Source organism: Sporosarcina sp. P32b (assembly GCF_002743335.1).
Taxonomy (GTDB): Bacteria; Bacillota; Bacilli; order Bacillales_A; family Planococcaceae; genus Sporosarcina.
In genome coordinates this window covers 40,449-59,606 of sequence record NZ_PDZB01000009.1, presented here as the reverse complement: position 1 = coordinate 59,606, position 19,158 = coordinate 40,449, and the positions used below count along the sequence as shown (strand labels likewise).

The 19,158-nt window shown below is 41.2% G+C and carries 22 protein-coding genes and 1 riboswitch; of the genes, 11 read left to right on the top strand and 11 right to left on the bottom strand.

From position 1 onward, the window contains the following. Positions 1-88 precede the first annotated feature (88 nt). From CSV64_RS08360 to CSV64_RS08350, 3 genes are all read left to right on the top strand, one after another. On the top strand, positions 89-1,495 hold the full coding sequence (locus tag CSV64_RS08360; RefSeq protein WP_099632716.1) for an MDR family MFS transporter: 1,407 nt from the start codon (positions 89-91) through the stop codon (positions 1,493-1,495). A gap of 173 nt (positions 1,496-1,668) precedes the next feature. Then, positions 1,669-1,869: a helix-turn-helix transcriptional regulator gene (locus tag CSV64_RS08355; RefSeq protein ID WP_369823450.1), complete on the top strand. Its 201-nt coding sequence runs from the start codon at positions 1,669-1,671 to the stop codon at positions 1,867-1,869. Next, positions 1,870-2,355 (top strand): hypothetical protein, encoded by a 486-nt coding sequence (locus CSV64_RS08350; protein ID WP_099632714.1) that lies wholly within the window; start codon positions 1,870-1,872, stop codon positions 2,353-2,355. An 87-nt stretch (positions 2,356-2,442) separates the two neighbouring features. On the opposite strand, the gene CSV64_RS08345 is transcribed toward CSV64_RS08350, so the two are convergent. From CSV64_RS08345 to CSV64_RS08335, 3 genes are all read right to left on the bottom strand, one after another. After that, complete coding sequence (locus CSV64_RS08345; RefSeq protein ID WP_199168336.1) at positions 2,443-2,958, bottom strand: QueT transporter family protein; 516 nt, start codon at positions 2,956-2,958, stop codon at positions 2,443-2,445. Between the two features lie 154 nt (positions 2,959-3,112). Further along, a complete protein-coding gene (locus CSV64_RS08340) occupies positions 3,113-3,868 on the bottom strand; it encodes a 3-oxoacyl-ACP reductase (protein WP_099632713.1) in 756 nt (251 codons plus the stop codon). Between the two features lie 56 nt (positions 3,869-3,924). Then, positions 3,925-4,146, bottom strand: coding sequence for a DUF2829 domain-containing protein (locus CSV64_RS08335; protein ID WP_099632712.1), 222 nt, complete (start codon positions 4,144-4,146; stop codon positions 3,925-3,927). Positions 4,147-4,360: 214 nt separating this feature from the next. Further along, positions 4,361-4,460: riboswitch (purine riboswitch) on the top strand. Between the two features lie 52 nt (positions 4,461-4,512). Here CSV64_RS08335 and CSV64_RS08330 point away from each other — a divergent pair. The 4 genes from CSV64_RS08330 (at position 4,513) to CSV64_RS08315 (ending at position 6,597) form a co-directional block, all read left to right on the top strand. Next, positions 4,513-5,679, top strand: a complete 1,167-nt coding sequence (locus tag CSV64_RS08330) for an MFS transporter (RefSeq protein WP_099632711.1) — start codon at positions 4,513-4,515, stop codon at positions 5,677-5,679. An 82-nt stretch (positions 5,680-5,761) separates the two neighbouring features. Further along, positions 5,762-6,079 carry a DUF3784 domain-containing protein gene (locus tag CSV64_RS08325; RefSeq protein ID WP_099632710.1) on the top strand — a complete coding sequence of 106 codons (318 nt, stop codon included), beginning with the start codon at positions 5,762-5,764 and terminating at the stop codon, positions 6,077-6,079. A 15-nt stretch (positions 6,080-6,094) separates the two neighbouring features. Next, positions 6,095-6,340: a hypothetical protein gene (locus CSV64_RS08320; RefSeq protein ID WP_099632709.1), complete on the top strand. Its 246-nt coding sequence runs from the start codon at positions 6,095-6,097 to the stop codon at positions 6,338-6,340. Continuing rightward, the gene (locus tag CSV64_RS08315; RefSeq protein WP_099632708.1) at positions 6,340-6,597 is read left to right on the top strand and encodes a hypothetical protein; all 258 of its coding nucleotides are present in this window, start codon (positions 6,340-6,342) and stop codon (positions 6,595-6,597) included. The genes CSV64_RS08320 and CSV64_RS08315 overlap by 1 nt, the downstream gene beginning before the upstream one ends. Positions 6,598-6,644: 47 nt before the next feature. Here CSV64_RS08315 and CSV64_RS08310 read toward each other — a convergent pair whose 3' ends face one another. Then, positions 6,645-7,163, bottom strand: coding sequence for a hypothetical protein (locus CSV64_RS08310; RefSeq protein WP_099632707.1), 519 nt, complete (start codon positions 7,161-7,163; stop codon positions 6,645-6,647). An 82-nt stretch (positions 7,164-7,245) separates the two neighbouring features. On the opposite strand from CSV64_RS08310, the gene CSV64_RS16960 reads away from it, so the two are divergent. Beyond that, positions 7,246-7,374: a hypothetical protein gene (locus tag CSV64_RS16960; RefSeq protein ID WP_255397633.1), complete on the top strand. Its 129-nt coding sequence runs from the start codon at positions 7,246-7,248 to the stop codon at positions 7,372-7,374. A 56-nt stretch (positions 7,375-7,430) separates the two neighbouring features. Here the strand turns inward: CSV64_RS16960 and CSV64_RS08305 are convergent, their stop codons facing one another. The 4 genes from CSV64_RS08305 to CSV64_RS08290 all read right to left on the bottom strand — a co-directional run bounded on the left by CSV64_RS08305 (position 7,431) and on the right by CSV64_RS08290 (position 11,626). After that, on the bottom strand, positions 7,431-7,808 hold the full coding sequence (locus CSV64_RS08305; protein WP_099632706.1) for a PH domain-containing protein: 378 nt from the start codon (positions 7,806-7,808) through the stop codon (positions 7,431-7,433). Positions 7,809-8,038: 230 nt separating this feature from the next. After that, positions 8,039-9,946, bottom strand: coding sequence for a PTS fructose transporter subunit IIABC (locus CSV64_RS08300; RefSeq protein ID WP_099632705.1), 1,908 nt, complete (start codon positions 9,944-9,946; stop codon positions 8,039-8,041). A 16-nt stretch (positions 9,947-9,962) separates the two neighbouring features. Next, complete coding sequence (gene pfkB / locus CSV64_RS08295; RefSeq protein ID WP_099632704.1) at positions 9,963-10,877, bottom strand: 1-phosphofructokinase; 915 nt, start codon at positions 10,875-10,877, stop codon at positions 9,963-9,965. Continuing rightward, positions 10,874-11,626, bottom strand: coding sequence for a DeoR/GlpR family DNA-binding transcription regulator (locus CSV64_RS08290; RefSeq protein WP_099632703.1), 753 nt, complete (start codon positions 11,624-11,626; stop codon positions 10,874-10,876). Before CSV64_RS08290 ends, pfkB begins: the two co-directional genes overlap by 4 nt. Positions 11,627-11,743: 117 nt before the next feature. Here CSV64_RS08290 and CSV64_RS08285 point away from each other — a divergent pair, with 117 nt between their 5' ends. The 3 genes from CSV64_RS08285 to CSV64_RS16550 all read left to right on the top strand — a co-directional run bounded on the left by CSV64_RS08285 (position 11,744) and on the right by CSV64_RS16550 (position 14,433). Further along, the gene (locus tag CSV64_RS08285) at positions 11,744-12,010 is read left to right on the top strand and encodes an HPr family phosphocarrier protein (protein ID WP_099624731.1); all 267 of its coding nucleotides are present in this window, start codon (positions 11,744-11,746) and stop codon (positions 12,008-12,010) included. Beyond that, positions 12,010-13,725 carry a phosphoenolpyruvate--protein phosphotransferase gene (ptsP, locus tag CSV64_RS08280; RefSeq protein WP_099632702.1) on the top strand — a complete coding sequence of 572 codons (1,716 nt, stop codon included), beginning with the start codon at positions 12,010-12,012 and terminating at the stop codon, positions 13,723-13,725. The genes CSV64_RS08285 and ptsP overlap by 1 nt, the downstream gene beginning before the upstream one ends. A gap of 282 nt (positions 13,726-14,007) precedes the next feature. Beyond that, complete coding sequence (locus CSV64_RS16550) at positions 14,008-14,433, top strand: hypothetical protein (protein WP_143565183.1); 426 nt, start codon at positions 14,008-14,010, stop codon at positions 14,431-14,433. A gap of 43 nt (positions 14,434-14,476) precedes the next feature. On the opposite strand, the gene CSV64_RS08270 is transcribed toward CSV64_RS16550, so the two are convergent. From CSV64_RS08270 to CSV64_RS08260, 3 genes are read right to left on the bottom strand one after another with little or no spacing between them, the layout of a single operon-like run. Then, the gene (locus CSV64_RS08270) at positions 14,477-15,184 is read right to left on the bottom strand and encodes a hypothetical protein (RefSeq protein ID WP_099632700.1); all 708 of its coding nucleotides are present in this window, start codon (positions 15,182-15,184) and stop codon (positions 14,477-14,479) included. Positions 15,185-15,210: 26 nt separating this feature from the next. Continuing rightward, positions 15,211-18,852 carry a copper oxidase gene (locus CSV64_RS08265; protein WP_099632699.1) on the bottom strand — a complete coding sequence of 1,214 codons (3,642 nt, stop codon included), beginning with the start codon at positions 18,850-18,852 and terminating at the stop codon, positions 15,211-15,213. A 17-nt stretch (positions 18,853-18,869) separates the two neighbouring features. Continuing rightward, a complete protein-coding gene (locus CSV64_RS08260; RefSeq protein ID WP_099632698.1) occupies positions 18,870-19,157 on the bottom strand; it encodes a hypothetical protein in 288 nt (95 codons plus the stop codon). Position 19,158 lies beyond the last annotated feature (1 nt).

Below are 19,158 nucleotides of genomic sequence, written 5' to 3'. Positions count from 1 at the left end.
TAACAATTAACATAGCCTGTATGTTAGATTTATAACGAACTCCGAATTATTTTGTGATCTGTAATTAATTATGAGGTGATGCGTGAACATGGTAAACTCACAAAAATTCGATTTTAAAAAGAACCTTCCCTTGATGATTGTATTATTATCGGGTGCGTTCATTACAATTCTGAATCAAACGCTTCTCGCTACAGCCCTTCCGCCAATCATGAAGGATCTTCAGATTAGCGAAAGTACCGTGCAGTGGTTGCAGTCAATCTTCATGCTAGTTAACGGGATTATGATTCCTATTACAGCTTTTTTCATCGGCAAGTTTACGACTCGACGACTATTTTTGACAGCGATGAGTATATTTGCTTTAGGAACACTAATTGCAGCGACATCTCCAAACTTCTCTATATTGTTAATAGGTAGAGTTCTCCAAGGTGCGGGAGCCGGGATTATGATGCCGCTACTGCAAACTATTATGTTCTTGCTATTTCCGATTGAACAACGCGGAAAAGCAATGGGGTACTTTGGACTCGTCATTGCATTTGCGCCAGCTATCGGGCCGAGCCTATCTGGATATCTCGTAGATCAGTACCCTTGGCGCAGTGTATTCTACGTTGTTTTACCGTTTGCTTTGTTAAATATCGTAGCCGCTTATTTCTTGCTGAAAAACGTAACGAAACTAACCAATCCAAAAATGGACTATTTATCGATTGTGCTCTCTACATTCGGTTTTGGTGGATTACTCTACGGCTTCAGTATTGCAGGTAATACGGGTTGGCTACATGCGAACGTTTTACTTTCGTTAATCATTGGGGCAATTTCACTTGCTTGGTTCATTCTAAGACAATTGAAACTGGAACAACCCATTCTCGAGTTTAAAGTGTTCAAGTATGGCGTATTCACACTGGCAACTAGCTTAGGTATGATTGTATTTGCTTCCATGATTGCATCTACAGTGATCTTACCGTTGTTCATGCAAACTATGCTTGGTTTTAATGCACTCCACTCCGGTCTTATGCTACTTCCAGGTGCAATTGTCATGGGTATCATGAATCCGGTAACGGGGACGATATTCGATAAGTATGGTGCCAAATGGTTACTGCTATCAGGCTTTACCATCTTAACCGTTACGACATTCATGTTCGCAAACTTATCAGTAGATACAACGTTCACCTATTTAGCCATATTAAACGCTGTAAGAATGTTTGGTATTGCGATGATTATGATGCCTTCGACTACACTAGGTCTGAATCAGCTACCCAATCACTTGATTTCTCATGGTACAGCTATGAATAATACTTTCCGGCAGATTGCGGGGTCTATTGGAACTGCTGCGCTCGTGACAATCATGATCACATCCGATCTAGATAACGGAACCATTGCTGGTCAAATTCAAGGTGTAAATACAGCCTTCTTCGTTTCAGGTTGTATATCCATTGTCGGTCTACTATTGGCGCTGCTGATCAAGAATCCAAAACCAAAAGATACCGATGTAAAGGTGTAAAACTATAATAGGATGTCCATGAAGTGGAAACACTTCTCTGGGCATCCTTTTTTGCTTGATTTTCTATCAACAAAACCTATTGATTTTCGGTTTTTTTATTTAAATTATTGTATAGTCAACTAGACAATATGTAAAGTTTGATATACATTTAACAAGACGAGGTGATGAGTGGAGTGATTAAAAGTCGAGTGAAAGAATTACGTGCGCGGATGGATCTAACACAAAGTGCACTTGCAGAACAAGTTGGAGTTACACGGCAAACGATAGTGGCTTTAGAAAAAGGTAGCTATACCCCTTCTCTTTTGCTAGCTATGAACATTGCAGAAGTATTTAAGTTATCGATTGAAGAGATTTTTTACAAGGAGGATGCTTGAATGAAGAATATATGTATTTCTGTTACATTACGAATCGTGCTATTCATCGCTTTAGCTATCATGGTTTTTGATTTTTTGCAGGTTGAACAGAAATTCATTCAGATGGATCGCGGATATATTGAAGGATTTACAGTACAAGTTAATACTTGGCCAGGAGCTTTGATGATTGCTGTACTCATACTTTTTATAATCGCTAATCTAATTCACTTTTTACGTATGCGAAAAAATAACAATACCGATATACGTGATTTCATCACGTTCGAATACGACTCTACAGACGAACGAGCAGTGGCGAATACACGAAAAGCGATTAGTTATGCTTTTTCGGGTATATTAATTTACTCCTTTTTCATGATCGGTTCATTCATGTTTATTCCAAACTATTTTTTGGATTATATTTGGTATCCAATATTCGCAGTAGCTTCTATTCCAATTAGTGGTTTGATTATTTACGCGATTTCATTTACCGTTTTGCAACGCGCTTAATACATGAACGTACACCTACTTTATATAATGAGATCATTTTAAGGAAAACAAAAAAGAGAGCATTCACAAATCTGCGAATGCTCTCTTTTATTTGGATAAATCTATTTTCTTGTTTAATGTATATATAATAACTCCGCCAATTGTCATCGATAATAATTCACCAATTCCAGCCGTTAACCATGTAGCCCAGAACGGGAAACCTAGTAAAATTGTCAGTTGAGCTGCAATGGCGCACATAGATAATGCAAACACAATAGCAGTAATCACCATTTTGACAATATCATTTTTAATTTTCTTAGTCAGTGCACGACAGACTAATAATGCGACTAACGTAGCCATAGAACCAATCGGCACATCCAAAATCCAAGTCGGTGACATAAAGTTTGCGAACATGACACCTAGCGTGACACCGATCACGTACCGTTTATTATACAAAGCCAGATAATTGAACATCTCTGACAAACGCAGTTGGACTGCACCAAAACTGATCACTGCAAATACAAACGTCACCGTCACATACAAAGCGGCGACGAGCGCTGTTTTTGTCAGTTCATTCACCGTACTCTTACTCTTAGGCGAATCTTTAACATAAGACATACTCATTTTATTTTCTCCTTTGTGAAATAGCGAAAATGCTATTCCAGTAATAACTACGACCAAAGGAAGAAAGAGCCTATCGCTCGATCAAAAGTGTCGTAGTGCAAACAGAATTTGCTTGCTTCGGTATTATAACAGATTTCCTTATAATACAAAAGCTTTATTTTGCAATCCAACCTCCGTCAATCGGAATAACCGCTCCATGAATATAGTCCGCTGCGGAACTGGCTATGTATAATGTCAGGCTTGCAACCTCACTCGGCTGCGCCCAACGTCCTGCAGGCGTTTCCTCTGCTACCCACTTCGCCATTTCACCGTCACCTTCAAAATCCGCTTGGTTCATCGGTGTCTGGATGGCACCTGGCGCAATCGCGTTCGCGCGAATTCCATTGCGGCAGTAATCCATGTCCAGTTGCTTTGTATAACCAACAATGGCGTGTTTGGATGCTGTATAAGCCGCACCCCCACCACCTGCCACAAGGCCCGCAACGGACGCCATATTGACAATAACACCTGACTTACGAGCGATCATCTGTGGCAATATTTCATTCGTCATAAAATATGTACCCTTTACATTCGTATCCATGATTTTATCCCAAAGCGCTTCGTCAGTATCTAATGTTTTGGCAAAACCATCGAGCACCCCTGCAGTGTTTAATAAAATATCTATAGTACCAAATACGTTACACGCTTCCTTCACCGCGTGTGCTACGTCGTTCTTTACACTGACACTACCAATCGCATAGGCAAACTGTGACGGATAGTCTGTTTGTAATTTCGGGAGATCCCCCTCTTGTATATCAAATGCAAAAACATTTGCTCCATTTTCCAAAAATGCTACAGCTTGTGCGTACCCAATACCAGACCCGCCACCTGTCACTACGATGGTCTTATTTTCATATTCTGCAAATTTCATAACGGCCTCCTATATAAAAAAGCTCATGAATACTCATGAGCTTTGATTCTTCCGATTTACTCTACGATGACCCAGTCTTCGGCTAGTAAGTCACAAACTGTTGGTGTGAACATTGTATAGCCTTCACCCGTTACATCAATCACGAAATATGGATTCAGTTTTTTACCGTCTTGTTCACTTTCCCCTACTAGCTTCACGTATAACTCTGCTCCGCCCCAGTTACTACGGATGACTTTCTCTCCAGCCTTCAAACGTGGTAATACCTCTTCAAATGTCATGCATATCCATCCTTTATTAGTGTATTGATCCGCACAAGTTTATCGGGAAAAGTATACTTGATTTTGAGGACTTTTACAACTCGAGACGATTCGAACCATACTATTACGCAGAACGAACGTCACTTCTACATTGTTGGATAAATCGGGGACCTTTTTAGGTAGTAGCTTTCCAACTTGCCATATCTCACATTCCATGATAAATTGAACAATAGAAAATTTCATTACGGAATCAACATGTATAACCTCGATAATATGGTTCGAGGGTCTCTACCAGGAACCGTCAAATCCTGATTACAAAGTAATTTTTGTAATCAGGATTTTTCTATTCGAAAAAATAGTGTAGAGACACTAGTAGGAGGAATTGTTTTGGATTTACGTGTTTTATTATTGGCAGTGTCTGCTATTACAGTAGGACTAGTTGAGTTGGTAGTCGGAGGAATTTTGCCCGTCATTGCGGATGACTTGAATGTTTCCATCGCAACCGCTGGACAACTCATTACAGTATTCGCTCTCGTGTACGCGGTTGCAGGACCTGTATTATTGTCACTGACCGCGAAAGTGGAACGCAAGAAATTATATTTAATTACATTAGTCGTGTTTTTACTCGGAAACATTCTAACATACTTCAGTCCGACATTCGGCTTGATGATGGCTGCTCGTGTATTGACAGCTGCAAGTGCAGCACTTGTCATTGTGCTATCATTAACGATTACAGCACGAATGGTCGAGCCACGTGTGAGAGCTAAGTCGCTTGGCTATATTTACATGGGGATCAGTTCATCGCTTGTCCTAGGCGTACCCATCGGTATTGTAGTAACGAACGCATTCGGATGGCGTTCAGTGTTTTTAGGAATTGCGATTTTGACAGTAGGTTCTATACTATTAATCGCAAAGTTTCTCGAAAAAATTCCTAACGCGAAAGTACAACCACTTTCTGTTCAGATTAAAGCTTTAGCGAATAAAAAAATATTCTTTGCTCATTTAGCGACCATGTTTATGCTCGCTGGACATTATACGGTATATGCGTACTTCACCCCCTTCTTAGAAACGACGATGCAGTTAAGTCCGTATTGGATCAGTGTATTCTACTTCCTATTTGGACTGGCAGCAGTAGCAGGCGGAGCATTTGGTGGCGGATTAGCTTCACGTCTTGGCTCGAAGAAAAGTATTTTAATTATATTAGGGGCATTTGCGATTAGTTTATTTGCGCTTCCCTATTCCACATTCTCCATTCCACTTTTCATTATCTTCATGATGATCTGGGGTGGATTAAGTTGGGCGCTAGCACCTGCTCAGCAAGATTATATTATCCAAAGTGATCCGGTAACTTCCGATATACACCAGAGTTTCAATAACTCGGCGCTACAAGTCGGAATTGCGCTTGGATCTGGAGTTGGCGGGATAGTTTATAGTCAAACAGGTAGTGTCACAAATATGCCGGCAGTTGGTGGCGTAATTGTTATCATCGCATTCTTATGTGCAGCTATCTCTTTATCGATAGCTGTAAAGACTCGGCAGACCGCTATGGAATAAGATAGAATGGAGTTAACTCGTCTAAGAGTTGGCTCCATTTTTTATTGAATGCCGATTCTTTTTCATGAAATGAGGGATCACTATGACCGGCCTACTTCTTAATATTATTATAATGATTGCATTTATTGTCTATGGCATAGCACTTTGGCAAGGTAAAGGTGCATCCTTACTGTCAGGCTATAATACGATGCCTTTCGAAAAAAAAATGCGTATTAACGAGCGTGCGTTATGCAAGTTTATGGCGAAAATCATGTTCGCTTTAAGTTTTTGTGTCGGATTGTTCGCCGTAAGTGAACTGTTGGAAGAAGATGTATACTTCATTGTAGGATTAACACTGTTCCTATTAGTACTCGCATTTACTTTACTCTATGTCAATACAGGTAATCGGTTTAAAAAATAAGGTAGGTGTTGAAAGATGGTTAGAAGACGCGGAATATTTGAAATAGAAGTTATTGGCATACCGCTTCATTGTACACTCTGCGGTGGCACAACGTTTTTTCACCGTGAAGTATATATTGATTTGAAGCAAACAGCTAAAGACATACCTAATCAGCTAACATTGCAATCATTTGCTTGTGAACTATGTAGTACAACGCAGTTGATCCAAGAGCAATCACACCACGACAAGCCAAACATTGTCTACATGGAGGTGGATTCGTAATGGTAGAAGAGCTAGAAAGCGTAAGAAGCCGTATAACGATTTTAGAACATCTACTTATTTGTCACTTTTGTAAGCATGATGAATTTATCCCTTATTGTTCTTTCTCAAACGTGGAAGATCCAGGAATTGGTGTGCTATCGATCGGTTATTCCGCAGTATGCGGTACATGTGGTTGCGTAACCGAGTTCGGTGATCCAAGTGGTCCATCTGAAGATGGTGTAGACTATATTTGGGCTTTTTCACAAACAGTATTATAGTAGTATTTGAAAAATGCTCCATTAACAGGAAGCGTTTTTTTCATTCTTTATGACACTTCTCCAATTCGCTCCATCATGTCCAGTACACTTTTTAAGAATTCACCGATTTCCCCCATATGCTCTTCAGTTAGTTTTGGTTTGAAATGAATGTTGATCCTGTTCATGAACCCCGGTTCTGTTTGTTCATGACGGAAGCTAAGTGTTTGTGTGAAACTAATATCGTTCTCCCATACAGTACGAAGGATACTCGCAATTTCTTCACATTCTTTATCTACATCTCGAATAAACGTGCGGACGAGTAATGTAAGCGTACAGCCCGGATCCGTGCCTTTGGTTTCAAGTATTTCATCCGCCAGCTCCTTGAGTGATGAATGTAATTTTAAGTCGACAATGACAGAAGGAAAGCCGACTCTGGAAAAACGAATGGTTAGTTCTCTTGCCATCACGGCTACATCCAGTTGATCTTTGCGATGTAAAATATGAACTGTTTGTTTCAGATTATCCAAATTATATATATGATTTTCAAATGCGACTTTTAAATTTTCAAATACAGTTGGGTCGTACATGTCGTGGCCTCCTTACCTCTTGTATGTATAATTTATTGCGATTCAGCCATCTTATGCTTAAACAGGGAAAGGAAGTTTTTATATGACAAATAAAGACACATCAATTGCGAAACTAAGTGCTGAAGAATTACATGCAGTAAATCGTCTGGAGGATAAAATAGGCGTGACTCTTGTTGCGTATGAAAGTGTCGTTCCAGCTGAAAAGAGATAAGCTACAAGTGGTATTTTCTATTAAAGAAAGTACCACTTATTTATTTCAAACGAAAGTCACACACAAACAGTCGCCAATATCTTTTGAATATCGTAGATACTTTTATCTTTACGGAACTGTTTTTCAATATGCGGAGTCAGTGAGCTTGATATCCAGATCTTCAATTCGGCATCCATATCAAATGTACCTGCCGTTTCTACACTATAATGAGAGATACTTTTGAATGGGACGGAATGATATTCCACTTTCTTTCCTGTAATACCTTGTTTGTCTACGAGTATTAATCGAGTTTTCGTGAATACGATTAAATCCCGCACGAGCTTAAACGCAGCCTCTACTTCCTCACCTTCCGCTAAGATTAAGTCGAGTTCCTTCTTTACTTCTTCATTGTTTACGACGGAAGCATTCCCTAAAAGAGCATCAAACAATCCCATACAATGAATCCCCTTTTCAATATAATTCACACTTCAACATCACAATACACTAAGGAATTCCTTGTAATTTTGTCTTACTAATGGTTTTCCAGTTCATGAGAATGTGTGCAGTCTGAATAGTTTACCATGTTGCAGAAGAATTGAATAGAAAAAGTAAAAAGCTAGCCATGCTGCGTCAACTGATGACTTTACACGGCTAGCTTTTACTAATTAACTGATTTGAATTGTAATCAAACAGGCTTCTTACGCAACATGCCAGCAATTAAGCCTGTAATGACAGAACCAATGATTATTGCAAATGCATACAGAAGGATCTTACTAATTCCACCTTCAACGAGTCCCATGACGAAGATTCCTCCGTGTGGTGCGCGTAAGGCGATATCAAATGCCATCGTTAGTGCACCCGCTGTCGCTGCCCCTATTACGGAAGCCGGAATGACACGCAATGGATCAGCTGCTGCAAATGGAATAACACCTTCCGTTATGAAGCAAGCACCGAGCACATACGCAGTTTTCCCCGCTTCACGCTCAGTCTTTGTATAACGATTTTTAAATAAGGTAGTTGCAATCGCCATGCCAAGCGGCGGTACCATACCGCCCGCCATTACCGCTGCGATAAATTGGAAATTCTGTGCATCTAGCATGGCAATACCGAATGTGTATGCCGCTTTATTGACCGGTCCTCCCATATCCACAGCCATCATTCCACCAATGACTAAACCAACTAAAATTTGATTCGTACCGCCCATCCCTTCAAGGAACGAGGAAAATCCTGTATACAGCTTGGCCAGTTGTGGATTGATAAGCAACATGATTAATCCTGTCGCTGCAATACTGAAAACCGGGTAAAACAGCACGGGTTTTAAGCCCTCTAATGAATTAGGTAAACGAGCAAATAACTTCTTAACAAGTAAAGTGATATACCCTGCTAAAAACCCTGCAATAAGACCGCCTAAAAATCCTGATCCGCCACCCACTTCATCTACACCTGAAACCGTGATGGCGATCAGCCCCCCTATCATACCGGGAGCAAAACCGGGTCGATCGGCAATGCTTGAAGCTATGAAACCGGCCAACACAGGAACCATGAGGAAGAATGCTTTTCCTCCACCTATAGTGTTAAGCATAGCTGCAAATGCATTGTATTCAGGACTGTCTGGATTAGAAGATTCGATTCCCCAGAAGAAAGAGAGCGCTATCAAAATTCCCCCACCGACAACGAAAGGAAGCATATTGGATACACCGTTCATCAAATGCTTATAAAAACCGCTCTTCTTGTCACTCGATGAAGTATCTTCCTGACCTTTTTCTAGCTGATAAATCGGTGCATCTTTTTCAATCGCTCTATCCAGTAATGCATCCGTTTCATAGATAGCATCTCCGACTTTCGTCTGGATCACATGTTTCCCAGCGAATCGAGCCATTTCCACTTTCGTATCAGCTGCCACAATAATGGCGTCCGCTTCTGCAATTTCTGCATCTGTTAATCTATTTTTCACACCGGATGAACCATTCGTTTCTACTTTTAATGAAAGGCCACGTTCTTTTGCTCTCTCATTTAATTTTTCAGCAGCCATATACGTATGCGCAATTCCAGTCGGACAAGCCGTAACCGCTAGCAAACGTACGGTAGATTTCTCTTCTTTCGGTGCTTGTACATCTTCTGTTACTTCATCATCCAATTCCGACTCTTTGTCATTGACCGCTTGTAATACATCCGCTGCTGTTTGTGCAGACATGATTTTATCACGAAATGAAGTATCCATCAAAAATGTCGCAAGTCTAGATAGTGCATCTAAATGGTCGTCGTTAGCCCCTTCACTCGCAGCAATCATGAAAAACAAATGTGCAGGTTGACCGTCAAGCGAATCAAAGTCTATACCTTCAGTAGAACGGCCAAACGCGATAGCGGGTGTCTGAACAGCTGCTGACTTCGCGTGTGGAATAGCGATTCCTTCACCAATACCCGTCGTACTTTGACTTTCCCGATTGAGAATATCATTGGTGAATTGCACTTTGTCACGTAATTTCCCCGCGACATGTAACTGCTGAACCAATTCGGACAAGACTGAATCCTTCGATTTAGACTGCAAATGAAGGTTGATTGTATCCTCTGTCAATAATTGTGTGATTTTCATAGAATAGCACCTCTTCCTATAGTTTCGTAATGATCACTTGGCTCAATAATGACTCCACATCTTCTTTTTTACATAAATCGGACTGGAATGCGGTGGCACTTCCGCTTGCGACTCCATATTTGAAAGCATTTTCTGCATGTCCATCTGTAGAGTAGGATGCGATAAAACCTGATACTAGCGAATCTCCAGCACCTACTGAATTGACGAGCTTGCCCTTTGGCGCAGTGGCTGCCAATGTTTCTTCAGCTGATACATAGAGCGCCCCTTCCTTCCCCATCGATATCACTACATGTTGAATACCTTCACTTACTAATCTTTTGGCATAACCAACTGCCTCTTGTTTACTATGAATGGTCTTACCAACCAATTCTCCAAGTTCCTGTTCATTCGGCTTGATCAAGAATGGCTTAGTTACTTCCATGATCTGTTTCAATGCAGGCCCTGATGTATCCACTACAAGCCTCACTTTATTTTTTTCACAAAGTCTAGCGAGTTCAGATAAGAATGACGAAGGTAAAGAATCTGGAATTCTCCCAGCAATCACTAACCAGTCATCTTCTGTTAGTCGACCGATTCGCTCAAGGAGCCCTTGAACATTGTTTTCATTTAAACTTGGTCCAGGCCCATTTAATTCCGTTTCTTCAGTTGATTTAATTTTCACATTAATTCGCGTAATATCTGCTGTGCGAATAAAATCGGTTTTTATATCTTCTTTTTGTAAAAAGTCCTCAATAAAGTCTCCTGTGAAACCACCAATGAACCCGCATGCGACCGTATCTGCACCAAGTCTGTGAACAACCCTTGATACGTTAATACCTTTTCCACCTGGATAATAATACACTTCATTTGTACGATTCAGTTCTCCGCGCTCAAAGTTCGATAAATATGCGGTATAGTCAACTGTTGGCATGAATGTACATGTGAAAATCATTTTTGCACCACCTTTACTAACGTTTTCTCTTCCAGTTCATTTAGAATATCTTCTGGCATTTCGTCAATAATCAAGACGGCCTCTTCTATAGATAAAAACTTTATAAAACTGCTTTTTTTCACTTTAGAATGATCCGCCACTATATAAGTAGTTCTTGATTGCTCTGCTGCTAAACTTTTTACAGTTGCCTCATCAGGATCAGGTGTCGTATACCCATGAACGGGGTCAACTCCATTCGTACCTAAAAAACATTTATTGAAATGATATTGTTTCAATGAGTTCCTAGCCTGTTGTCCTACAAGCGCACCTGTTGTGGCTTTGACATAGCCTCCAATTAAATAAGAGGAAATGCCATGCTCAGTTAATGATTCCACATGTGTCAGTCCATTTGTTACAACCGTTATATTACGGTCTTTTAGAAAAGGGATCATTTGAAACGTAGTGGTACCCGCATCAAGATAGATGAAATCACCCTCTTTGACTATACTTGCTGCCAATGAAGCAACTTTTACTTTTTCTGAAAAATATTTTTCAGACTTGGCTGAAATGCTTAATTCCTGCATATCTCGATCTGGTAATGTGGCTCCACCATGAATTCGTTGAAGTTTATTGAGCGTTTCGAGTTCAGTTAAATCTCTTCGAATGGTAGATTCCGATGCGTCGGTTGCCTCTATTAATTCTGTAATCTTCACCGTTTTATGAGTAGCCAATTTATTCAAAATTAATTCATATCGTTCATTTGTTAGCATGTGCAACCCACCTTCTCTATCAATAACACCATATTACTTGAATTTTTCAATAAAATCCATCATAATCATTCATAAGCAGTCAAAAACATTCAAAACAATTCATAGGAGGTTTTCGTAATGATAAAGAAACAGTTCGTATTCAGCAATGGTGAAGGGCTTCACGCTCGTCCAGCCGCCCAATTGGTCGCTGCTGCAACCCCTTTTAAATCAGAACTTTCACTTGAGTATAAAGAAAAGAAGGTAAATCTAAAATCTATTCTTGGTGTGATGTCACTTGGCGTCGCTGGAGGATCTACAATTACATTGATTGCGGATGGTGAAGATGAAATAGACGCGATGAACAAGCTGGAGGAATTATTACGATCTGAAGGCGCAGAAGACTAATGAACAAAATCCTTCAGGGCATCGCAGCCTCCAATGGTATTTCTATCGCCAAAGCCTTTCGTCTAGAAAATGCGGAGTTGACTGTACTGAAGGAATCCATTTCAGACGTGTCAACAGAGATAGATCGTCTACAAAACGCTCTTTCTCTATCCCGATCAGAATTGACGACGATTCAGAAACAGACACAAGAAAAGTTCAGTGATCAGGAGGCAGCTATTTTCAGTGCACATGTACTTGTTCTCGACGATCCAGAATTACGCGCGGCTATTACAGATACAATTCAGACGCAACACGTAAACGCCGAATATGCAGTACAAGAAGCGGCAAACTTATACGTTTCCATTTTCGAAGCGATGGACGACCCATATATGCGAGAGCGTGCTGCTGATATTCGGGATGTAACAAAACGAATCCTTTCCCATTTACTCGGCGTCAGCATTCAAACGCCCGAAGACATTACGCAAGAGGTCGTCATCATTGCAGAAGACTTAACGCCTTCCCACACTGTTCAACTGAATCCTGAACTAATTAAAGGTTTCGTAACAGATATTGGGGGTCCTACTTCGCACTCTGCTATTTTAGCGAGAACATTGGAGATTCCAGCCGTTGTCGGAAGTAAAACCGCAATGGCTATGATTCAAAACGGTGAAATTATTATTGTAGACGGTGAAGCTGGGAAGGTTATTGTAAACCCTGACGCAGAAACATTAGCCGTTTATCAAGAAAAGCAGCAGGCATTTGCCAAACAAAAAGCAGAATGGCAATTACTTGCGAACGAGCCTGCTATTACACTTGATGGTCATCGCGTTGAATTAGCTGGAAATATTGGGACACCCGACGATGTGGAAAATGTCTTGAAAAATGGCGGAGAAGCGATTGGATTATTCCGGACGGAGTTTCTTTACATGGGAAAAGAACAATTCCCTACTGAAGATGAGCAGTTTGAAGCATATAAAAGCGTGCTAGAGCAAATGAACGGAAGCGCTACCATTGTTCGTACTCTGGACATTGGTGGAGACAAAGAATTACCGTATTTACAACTTCCACATGAAGCCAATCCATTCTTAGGATTACGAGCAATCCGTCTATGTCTTGATCATGAAGAGATGTTTAGAACACAGTTACGTGCTTTATTGCGTGCCAGTATATATGGAAACTTGCGGATCATGTTTCCGATGATCGCAACGATTAATGAATTCAGGCAAGCAAAAGAACTATTTTTAGACGTAAAGCAACAACTTATTAGTGAAAGAATCGAAGTAAGTGAGACGATTCAACTCGGAATTATGGTTGAAACACCAGCTGTAGCTATATTGGCTGATGTATTTGCCAAGGAAGTAGATTTCTTCTCCATTGGTTCAAATGATTTAATTCAGTATACGATGGCTGCTGATCGGATGAATGAGCACGTTTCTTACCTCTACCAGCCGTATAATCCATCTATTTTACGCTTTATCAAAATGATTATTGATGCGGCTCACAAAGAAGGCAAGATGGTGGGAATGTGTGGAGAAATGGCACGTGATGAAACGGCAATTCCTATACTGCTCGGGATGGGATTAGATGAGTTTTCCATGAGTGCATCTTCCATACTTCGTACACGTTCACAAATCCAGAAACTATCTAAGGTTACCTTAGAAAATCAGATAGATCATATTCTTTCCCTATCTACCGCGGATGAAGTGTTGCACTTCATTAAAAGTCTAGATAGCTAATACTACGTAATGGACCACTCTTTGAATCTAGATGATTCAAAGAGTGGTTTTTCATTTCTCCAGCATCCTTTGATCAGAAAAGCATTAGACGATCTCGCCTCTCATTTTGAATACTTAGCTATATAATTATTATGGAAAAGAACGTTTGTGGAGGAATGAATTTCACCCACTATCCGTTATAAAAAAATGAATCTCTAGACATTACAACTTTCTTAGGTTGTTCCATCATCTCTCGAGCAGTAGATATTCATATACTACATAGAGCGGTGGGAGGTGAATGCTTTGAAAAAAGAAAAGAATTGTAAATGTGGAGATCACCATTACTGTCAGAAGTGCCTCAAAATAAAATGCGATGCCAAATACTGTAGCCGTTGTAGAAAAGACTTATGTAATCCATGCTTCATGGTCCGTTTAGGTGGTTTACAAGACGGTCTTAACTTCCGTTTGCGCCAAATGGTTTGTTGTGAGGTGGAGTTACAGATGGAAGAGGAAATTGTAAAGGGTACTATAATTTTTGTCGGCTCTAACTTTGTCGAGATATTCGTGAATGGGAAACCAGGCGAATTGCCCGCAGACTGTGGTTGTACTACTGATGAAAAAGGAAAGAAAGTAGATCATCCAATCGGTAATACTTTGATTTTACCAATCGACAAGATTTCACAAATCAAAACCCTAGGATATTGCCATTCCAAAAACCCATGCAGGTAGTATAGTAATAAAAAACCAGTCCCCAGCTATAGGGACTGATTTCTTATTTACCTACCATGATGTGGGCAATATTTCCAATGGCGATGATGCTTTTTTCTTTATTCATCTCCAGTACAATGGACTCTTTATTCACATCCACTAGCACCCCTTCAATTAGTGACCGTCCCACTCGAACTTTTATAGTTTGATCTTCGAACAACAATAGATAAACTGCTAGCGGGATTTTGAAAAATAGCTGAATAAGCTCTGGAGATGAGCCGACAACTTTTCCAAACTGAAATGTCAGCTTCCTACGTAAGCGTGGACCGATATTCAGTAAATTGGCCACCGGTACTAGTTCAGCATAGCAGCCGGAAGCTTTGACCGATTCAATCTGTTCATATGGCACGATGATTTTATAATCGTCTCGACTTAACAGAATGAAATCAAATGCCGCCATCATCACTACTCCCGAAATCGTTTCATCTAAAGGATTTACTATCTCTACTTCCAGACCAATCAAGCCGTCAAACGCCCGTTGATACGTCTCTTGAATGGATCGATTATCATCAAGTGCCAGATCCAGTAATAATCTATTGGCTTCTGCAATTTTTCTGTCTACTTCCTCACGCTTTTCAGGAGGAAGACAGCTTTCTGGAGATGGCAGTTCAGGACTATCCGCCCTTTCTGGACAGCATTTTACGGGTATGAAAAAGTCTGGTTTTTTCTTTTGTTTTTTCTTTTGTTTCTTCCTTATTCTCTTGTTCCCCATTTTCACACCCCCCCGTTCTTAACAAACTATTGATCTAGTTTAGGGAGATGTTTTTTAAGCTCTTCGAACACCCGCATAATCCCCCACATCCCTTGCTCGATATCCCAGCGAATGTTTCCTGACCGATACATGAAATCGCCCGAGAATCCGTTATAAGCTCCCGCACCGCCAAGCAATTGCAGATTTCTCTTAGCACCCGCTACGTTAAATCCGACATTTGATTCTGTTCGAGAATGAATATTTTTCGAATCAGATTTCCAACGATGGCCGTGTAAGTGGAATGTATGAGATCTACGTCTTTCGGCAGGTGTAACTAGCCGAATAGTGACTGGATCCCCCACATAGCTTTCAAATATAGGAGTTGAAGGATCGCCAAAAACATCTGAGCTAAATAAATCATGAATTTTTGCATGCTCTAGATAACGATTGATTAGACGCTCACTTCGATAGTTAAAGCCACGCGATCCTTGATCATACGTATCAAGCAAATCTTCGTCTATTCCAGGCGGAGCGAGCAATATACCATCCACAGGATCAAAAATGACCTGGTTATTTTTATCAAGCAACCTTACACCGTCATGCATCACAATTACGAACTCCCTAGTATCTGGTAAGTATGGATTCCGCAAAATAACACTTGCTCCGGTCGACGCGGGCTGTAGTGTATACGGATCCAAATATTCCGTCCCCCTAGGCTCAGCAATGAATGCTCCGAACGCGCCTTGCGAACGGTGATTGCGGATATCTGCCATATCCCACATGCCACACACACCGACAGCCGAATCGACATACCAGCGATACGTCCTAGATTCTCCAGGTCCAACTGTTTGATCCCCATTGAATCCAACTGTCTCTCCTGCAGACGTCTTCACGTCATAATCAAGTAATTGTGCATGCAGGGAAATACGTAAAGACGGTGGATAAAATGCTTGCTCCTTCACTATTGGATATGGATAGATTCCGTCTTTGAATGGAAACAGCTCTGGTTTCAGATAGCTAGTTAACGTAACATCTACTGTATCGCCCACATTGCCACGTAAGATGAGTGGTACTGGTTCTATTTCGCCATTCTGTATCGCTTCCATATCCTCACGCAATGCAAAGATGATGGCATCCGGATCATGATCACCGAACGAGTTATATTGGATCGAGGTTTGAAAGGCTACAACATCGTACTTCCTCAGTGGCCCCTTCACTATCTCCACAGTTGGATCAGCAGCTGACGGCGGTCTGATCCCTGTACATTCCGGCAAAGGTGTTGAACGCTCTTTTGGTTCAGGCCGATCTGGCAATTTGATCAATTCAGGCACTTTTTCATCGAATGCGCGGATTAGACCCCATAACCCATTCCATAAATCCTCTTCTGTTTCGAAAGTCCATAAATAATCACCCGATCGCGGCACATTCATCTCCATCGTAAATGATTCAGATATGCCGATATGCTGTTGGTTTTCCAATCTGGAATTCAGATCGCCTCGTTCATGTAGCCAACGAAGACCATGTACATTAAAGCTGTGAGATTCTTCCTGTGCCCCTTGCAGCAGCCGAATCCGGATGGAATCTCCCTCATACGCTTTAAAAATCGGAGTAATTGGATCGCCTTTTACATAAGAACTGAAACTATAAGCAGGATCACAGTCTTTGCCTAACCGGAATTGCAGTGGTTCATTTTTATAGTTCACTCCAAATAATCCTGGATCATCCGGTGAACCTGGGAATGGCGGAGGTGCTAATGGTTTACCGTCTTTATTGACTAAATGTGTGAAATCCTGTGCAAAGATCACAAAGTCCCTGTAATCAGGTATTAGCGGATTGACACAAGTGACTTCCGTTCCTTGATCTACTTCTTCTCCAGTCGTCGAATCAAGATATTTAGTAAATCGCGGATGAACAACGCCCGTTCCAAAGACGCCATGCTGCTGATGGGCACCAGGGAATAAATGATCATGGAAGAACCATGCTTTAAGCTCTGTATCTGCATAGTAAGAGTATTGAATGGTCTCACCTGACAAAACGGAAGAATCATAGTTCCAGCCGACATTCGCCCCATCATTTACGAGCACATCAAACTTTACAAAATGGATATGCATACCCGCCTCATAAGTTCGCGTAACAAGCTGGAAGGCATCACCATCCAGAATATGCGGCAGCCGATTTGTGAAATTAATTTGATAGCGAGTATGACTGGATTCATGGATGACGAGCGGTTCGGGCGCTTTCTTCCCCAAGCAAATATCCTCCAGATCTTCATCCAGTACGAAAATGCGGCCAGTTAGATCATGCCAACCTTCACGGTTATAAATAAGAGGGATCTCAATCAAAGAGATATTGAACTCCTTCACAGGGGCCCCCTCAGGACATGGATCGGTGAAAACAGCACCCGGTCGCGGATTTGTAATGGCTGCGTTTCTCTCCAGTTCTGTTAGTCCCCTACCTCCAACAATCCCCATTGGAGGACGTGGTGCTTTCATACCGACTTTTCCTGGAATGAAATTCGGGAATCCAGGCTTCATCTTAGTTGGTTTTGGCGGTGCAGGTCTGTCCGGAAGAGGCTTCAGTGACTTTATTGGAACCCCGTTCGGATAACACTGACTGCCATCTTGAAGGGTATTAAAGACCCGGTTCATCCCCCACATCCCTGCAACAAAATGTGGGTAGAGGTGACAGTGGATCACTGCGTCACCAAAAGAGCCTTGCAAGCTACCAAGACCGTATAGGGGCTGAATTGTATAGTGACTTTGCGGACTAATAGCCTGTGCATCAAAAATTTCTGACGCCAAATCACTCGGATCACTAAACCACTGATGGACGTGATAATGGAATACATGCGTTTCCTTTACTCCGCCATGGAAAAGCCGGATTTTTGCAGGGTCACCAACATACCCTCGCAAAATTGGAGTCGATGGGTCTCCGAATACCCATGAATCATGGTGTACTTCCTCCCCTTCGCAGTTTGGACAGACGACGCCTTCCGCCACTAATTGTTCACGTCTATTTTCCGGTTCATAACGGTAATTCGCACCGTGGAAGGACTCTTCTTCCTGGTTGGAGAAATGATTGATCGGTCTGTTGCCTGTTAAATCATCCACTTCCATTTCATCTGTAAACATCCACACATATTCTCGGAAGGATGGTAGCAAAGGGTGATGGACATCCGCATATTGTCCGCTGTTTATTGGCTTGCCTGTTTCAGGATCGGTCCACCAGGAGAAACGACTTTGCACGCATAAGCCTCCTACCAGACCATTTGAATTGGAACCGTTCTGGTCACTCGAGACATTTCCTAGATCAGAGAAATAATAGTTTCCTTCTTTCATCAAATGCAGCTTATATAAGATTTTTTCACATGGTGCTACAGTCGTTTCCTTATTGTATCCAACATTCGCTCCATCCGATTGGCAGACATCGTATTCTGCTTCCTGAAAATGCATACCTGCATGGAATGGGAGTTTATTTTCAAACAGTATTTCCACGACGTCTCCTTCATTCGCTCGGATAAAGAGCGGCTGAACGAGATCGACAGGCATGAAAGGGTTTTTCTTTACGAGCCTTTTCACTTTTTCTTCATTTTCCTTCAGCACATACATCATGCCATTCGGATTGTGGTCCCCAAATGTATTCAGGACAATTCGTATGGGAATGGCTACTACATGGTAGTGTCTTTTCACTCGCTTCACCTCATTTTCTACTCTTTTAATTCAGGGATTTTAATTCCTGTTTCTGTCTCGATATAGAACACTTCAATTGAATCGATATGCACAAACCAAGTTTTTCCTTCCAATGCAGGAATGGATGTATTCTGAACTTTCATTTCCACAAAATCATCCACTACACTTATAATTTCCCCTATAAACATAAACGGGAAAGCTTCAGTTAGAATTAGAACTTTTTTGTTAATGTTCTGACTGAAATGGGTACTAATCCCTTCTTCACGAATTATATTGATTGGTTGACATTCGTTTGGTTGCGTCATA

What these genes read in the sequence shown, in the direction of transcription:
- CSV64_RS08360 (WP_099632716.1), top strand. Translation starts at nt 89, where the DNA reads ATGGTAAACTCACAAAAATTCGATTTTAAAAAGAACCTTCCCTTGATG.
- CSV64_RS08350 (WP_099632714.1), top strand. Translation starts at nt 1,870, where the DNA reads ATGAAGAATATATGTATTTCTGTTACATTACGAATCGTGCTATTCATC.
- CSV64_RS08345 (WP_199168336.1), bottom strand. Translation starts at nt 2,958, where the DNA reads ATGAGTATGTCTTATGTTAAAGATTCGCCTAAGAGTAAGAGTACGGTG.
- CSV64_RS08340 (WP_099632713.1), bottom strand. Translation starts at nt 3,868, where the DNA reads ATGAAATTTGCAGAATATGAAAATAAGACCATCGTAGTGACAGGTGGC.
- CSV64_RS08335 (WP_099632712.1), bottom strand. Translation starts at nt 4,146, where the DNA reads ATGACATTTGAAGAGGTATTACCACGTTTGAAGGCTGGAGAGAAAGTC.
- CSV64_RS08325 (WP_099632710.1), top strand. Translation starts at nt 5,762, where the DNA reads ATGACCGGCCTACTTCTTAATATTATTATAATGATTGCATTTATTGTC.
- CSV64_RS08320 (WP_099632709.1), top strand. Translation starts at nt 6,095, where the DNA reads ATGGTTAGAAGACGCGGAATATTTGAAATAGAAGTTATTGGCATACCG.
- CSV64_RS08315 (WP_099632708.1), top strand. Translation starts at nt 6,340, where the DNA reads ATGGTAGAAGAGCTAGAAAGCGTAAGAAGCCGTATAACGATTTTAGAA.
- CSV64_RS08310 (WP_099632707.1), bottom strand. Translation starts at nt 7,163, where the DNA reads ATGTACGACCCAACTGTATTTGAAAATTTAAAAGTCGCATTTGAAAAT.
- CSV64_RS16960 (WP_255397633.1), top strand. Translation starts at nt 7,246, where the DNA reads ATGACAAATAAAGACACATCAATTGCGAAACTAAGTGCTGAAGAATTA.
- CSV64_RS08305 (WP_099632706.1), bottom strand. Translation starts at nt 7,808, where the DNA reads ATGGGATTGTTTGATGCTCTTTTAGGGAATGCTTCCGTCGTAAACAAT.
- CSV64_RS08300 (WP_099632705.1), bottom strand. Translation starts at nt 9,946, where the DNA reads ATGAAAATCACACAATTATTGACAGAGGATACAATCAACCTTCATTTG.
- pfkB (WP_099632704.1), bottom strand. Translation starts at nt 10,877, where the DNA reads ATGATTTTCACATGTACATTCATGCCAACAGTTGACTATACCGCATAT.
- CSV64_RS08290 (WP_099632703.1), bottom strand. Translation starts at nt 11,626, where the DNA reads ATGCTAACAAATGAACGATATGAATTAATTTTGAATAAATTGGCTACT.
- CSV64_RS08285 (WP_099624731.1), top strand. Translation starts at nt 11,744, where the DNA reads ATGATAAAGAAACAGTTCGTATTCAGCAATGGTGAAGGGCTTCACGCT.
- ptsP (WP_099632702.1), top strand. Translation starts at nt 12,010, where the DNA reads ATGAACAAAATCCTTCAGGGCATCGCAGCCTCCAATGGTATTTCTATC.
- CSV64_RS08270 (WP_099632700.1), bottom strand. Translation starts at nt 15,184, where the DNA reads ATGGGGAACAAGAGAATAAGGAAGAAACAAAAGAAAAAACAAAAGAAA.
- CSV64_RS08260 (WP_099632698.1), bottom strand. Translation starts at nt 19,157, where the DNA reads ATGACGCAACCAAACGAATGTCAACCAATCAATATAATTCGTGAAGAA.